Source organism: Gemmatimonas sp., assembly GCF_041689975.1.
Lineage (GTDB): Bacteria > Gemmatimonadota > Gemmatimonadetes > Gemmatimonadales > Gemmatimonadaceae > Gemmatimonas.
Map to the genome: position 1 here is coordinate 1 of NZ_JBDNFF010000054.1, position 4,100 is coordinate 4,100.

The 4,100-nt window shown below is 64.7% G+C and carries 2 protein-coding genes and 1 pseudogene; 2 read left to right on the forward strand and 1 reads right to left on the reverse strand.

What is annotated here, in order from left to right:
* Positions 1–277: pseudogene (locus ACESNG_RS03920) on the forward strand (hypothetical protein); the annotation flags it as partial.
* Positions 278–497: 220 nt separating this feature from the next.
* Positions 498–2,120 carry a phosphoenolpyruvate carboxykinase (ATP) gene (pckA, locus tag ACESNG_RS03925; protein ID WP_373064962.1) on the forward strand — a complete coding sequence of 541 codons (1,623 nt, stop codon included), beginning with the start codon at positions 498–500 and terminating at the stop codon, positions 2,118–2,120.
* Positions 2,121–2,225: 105 nt separating this feature from the next.
* Here pckA and ACESNG_RS03930 read toward each other — a convergent pair whose 3' ends face one another.
* The gene (locus tag ACESNG_RS03930; RefSeq protein ID WP_373067906.1) at positions 2,226–3,878 is read right to left on the reverse strand and encodes a hypothetical protein; all 1,653 of its coding nucleotides are present in this window, start codon (positions 3,876–3,878) and stop codon (positions 2,226–2,228) included.
* Between the last annotated feature and the right edge of the window lie 222 nt (positions 3,879–4,100).

Below are 4,100 nucleotides of genomic sequence, written 5' to 3' on the forward strand. Positions count from 1 at the left end.
CTGTCCGCTCAACGGTCGCGCTGAGCGGCTCCGACCGGTCGGAGCCACCGTGCGGAGCGTAGCGATCGTCATCCGCGTGGACCTGACGACGACGGCCACACCGTCCGCGCTCGATGCGCTGGTGGCCCACGAGATGGGACACGCGGTGGGGATCGGCGGACACAGCCCGCAGACCACCGATGTGATGTACACGCGTCCCACGGTGAGCACACCGACGGAACGGGATCGCAGCACACTGCGCAATCTTCTGGGGCGAGCGGCCGATATTACGCTCTGATGTCGGCGTTCCGCACGCCTGCGTACCGGGAATTCACGCAGGAAAAGAGGGAACTCCGCTTGAGCGAAGGGGCCCGGTCCGTCATGTTTCACTTTCGGTGCACTACCACACCGAATGAAAACCGAAATTCGAACACACTTTCTGCAGGACAGGCCAAGCGCTGCACCGTGCGCGCTCGATTACGCCTGTCCCGCCGTACGTTTTCCGTGAGGGTCGCACCATGGCGACACAGGTCACTCCGTCCGCTGGCGTTCGTCGCGAGAGCCTCGAAGGCCTTGCTCCCCAAGGCCTGAAACCGAGCGGAGAGGTTCACTGGAACTTTGTCGCTTCCGAACTCGTCGAAGCGGCTATCCGCCGCGGCGAAGGTCGGTTGGCTGAAATGGGGCCGTTCGTCGCGGTGACGTCGCCGCACACGGGCCGCTCGCCGAACGACAAGTTCGTGGTGCAGGAGTCGTCGAGCGAGGCTGATGTGGACTGGGGTAAGGTCAACCAGCCGATGGCTCAGGCGCACTACGAAGCGCTCGAGAAAGACGTGAAGCAGTATCTGAACACGCTCTCCGAGCTGTTCGTGCAGGATCTGTACTGCGGCGCCGATCCCTCCACGCGACTGAGCGTGCGCTACGTGATGCCGAATGCGTGGCACGCGTCGTTCGTGCGCAACATGTTCATCCGGCCGGCCGTGGAAGATCTGGCCACCTTCGCGCCGAATTTCACGGTGTACCATGCACCGGAGTATCAGGCCGATCCGGCGAAGCATGGCACGCGCACCGGCACGTTCATCGTGCTGAACATCGCGGAACGCACGATCCTGATTGGCGGCACGCGCTACGCCGGTGAACTCAAGAAGGCGATGTTCACGGTGATGAATTACCTGCTGCCGAAGCAGGGTGTGCTCTCGATGCACTGCTCCGCCAACATCGGCCCCGCCGGCGATACCGCGCTGTTCTTCGGTCTCTCCGGCACGGGCAAGACTACACTCTCGGCCGACCCGACGCGCGGGCTCATCGGCGACGATGAGCATGGCTGGTCGCCTGAAGGCACGTTCAACTTCGAGGGCGGCTGCTACGCGAAGGTCATCAACTTGTCGTCCGAGAACGAGCCCGACATTCATCGGACCACGCAGATGTTCGGCACGGTGCTCGAAAACGTCGTGCTCAATGAGCCGTCGCGGTCGGTCGATTTTGCGAATCAGTCGATCACCGAAAATACGCGCGCCTCGTATCCGCTGCATTACATCAAGAACCACGTACCAAGCGGCCGCGGTGGACATCCGAAGAACGTGGTGTTCCTCACGGCTGACGCCTTCGGCGTGCTGCCGCCGATCGCCAGACTCACAGCCGAACAGGCGATGTATTATTTCCTGTCCGGCTATACCGCCAAGGTCGCCGGCACCGAGCGCGGCGTCACCGAGCCGCAGGCCACCTTCTCGGCCTGCTTCGGCGCGGTGTTCCTGGTGTGGCACCCCACGAAGTACGCCGAGATGCTTGGCGAGCTACTCCGAACACACGGTTCGCAAGTGTGGCTGGTGAACACCGGCTGGAGCGGCGGCGCGTACGGCGTGGGGCAGCGCATGAAGCTGAGCTACACGCGCACGATGGTGCGTGCGGCACTCGACGGCTCGCTGGCCACCGCGACGTTCGACACCGATCCGATTTTCGGTCTGCATCTCCCGCATGCGATCGAAGGCGTGCCGAGCGAAGTGCTCGACCCGCGTCGCACGTGGGCCGACGGCAGTGCGTACGATGCGCAGGCGAGCAAGCTGGCCGGCATGTTCCGCGAGAACATCACGAAGTTCGGCGCGGCGGTTTCACCGGCAATTCTCGGTGCCGGCCCGAAGGGCTGAGATTCTCGCTCCCTGTTTCATACAGCCGCTGAAACAAACAAACCGCCCCTGAGCGCGCAGCTCCGGGGCGGTTTGTTTGTTTCCTGCCGTCGAACGGCGCGAAGCTTACTCCTTCCGCGTCACCTTCTCGACGATGATCTGACGGCCGTCGCGCGCGCCGAGGAAGATCGCGCCGTTCGGGCCGAAGCCGATGAGCTGACGGCCGGCGGGCAGCTTCACGCGCTCGATCATCGTGCCTGCGGGGCTGATGATGTCGTACACGAGCGGCGGCTGGTTCATCATCGCGGCCATCATCCCCATGGCGGCAGCAGGCATGCCGCCGCGAGTGGTGTCGCCAGCAGCACGAGGCGCGCCGGAGGCATTAGCCGCAGCCCCAGCCGCACCACCAGCGGCCCTCGGAGCGCCGGGAGCACCGCCGGGACCGCCGAAGCCGCCAGGGCCACCGCGTCCGCCCATACCACCCATGAACTGCGCCGCGATCTGCGCCGACAGGTTCGACGTGGCCGGGAGCACCCACAAGTTGCCGTCAAAGTCGGCGAGCGTGGTGCCGGCCCGGATGGGCGGGTAGTAGTCGGGCAGCTTCTCCGCGGCTACGGGCTCGAAGGACATGCGGAAACCACCGCCGCCACCGTTGGCACCTGCCCGATCGTTGGCAGCCTTGGCGAGCCCCTGCAGCGAATCCACCAGCTTCGTTCGGTCGTCGTCGGTGATACGCTTCCAGTCGAACGGCAGTCTATCCGACGCCACATGCGATCCATCGGGACGGTAGTAGTCCACATGGAAGTCGAGTACGCGCATCACGGCGACCGTGCCGTCGTTCAACAATGCCCAGTCATCGGCCTGCGGCAGCGGATTGATCTTGATCGTGATCTTGGTGCTGCCGTCTTCGCCCCGCGTCATTTGCGTTTCGTTCTTGGGCACTTTCACGTACGTCACCGTGTCCGCCTTCCGCGTATCGAAGTCCACGCGCACGATGGGCACCGAATCCGGCTGGTTCTGCGGGTTGAAGCCGCGACCGCCGGGGCCGCCGAACGGCTGACCGCCGCCACGATTGTTCAACGCGGGATCGTCACCAGCCGGACGAGCGGCCTGTGCACCGCCGCGTGCCTGCTGGTTGTTGCCACCCTGCCCGCCGCCCTGCCCCCCACGACCACCGCCACCACGGTCGTTGCCGCTGCCGAACATCATCGCCATACCACCGCCGCCCGGAGCGCCGCCAGCACTCCCCTGCCGATAGTACAGTCGACCCTTCTGATCGAAAGCGTGCGAGCCGAGGTTCATGTTGGACAGGGTGTTCACGTCGTTCGTGCGCGGCGACGCCATCACACGCACGGTCTTGCCGTCCTTGTTGAGCACCACCAGCGACATCGTGGCCGGATCGACCACGATCGTGGAGTCACCGAGGTACGGCAACAATCCGATTGGACGCTGGCCATACGGCATGAGCGCGCCAGGCGCCGTGTCGGCCACAACCACGACGTTCTGCAAGGTGGGGTCGAAACGCAGCAGCTGACGCCGCTGTACGTCGTTCACAAAAATCGAACCATCGGGCAGCGCACGCAGCATGTTCGCGCCACCGATCGCGCGCGTGGCCTTCGCCAGCGGCGCGGTGACTTCACGAACCGGTACCGTGGACGTGGACGGCGCTTCCGGCGCTACCTGGGCCGACGCGGTCGAGGTGGTGGCGGCCAGGATCGACACGCCAGCGATCGTCCACGCGGCGGACTTCGTGCGGGACATGCTCATGCTGATCTTCATGCGAGTAGTGCTCTGTAGTCGAGAGAAATTTCGATGCGTCAGGTCAGCCATGATCAGTTGCCTCCTCGGCCGCCGCCACCACCACCACCACCACCAAAGCCACCACGCATACCGCCGCCGCCGAACTGGTTCCCACCGGCGGTACCCGAGCGCAAACCCTGTAACGTGCGCTTATCCAGGAAGCTCACCAACGACGTAGGCAGCACGCGGATCTGGACCGGC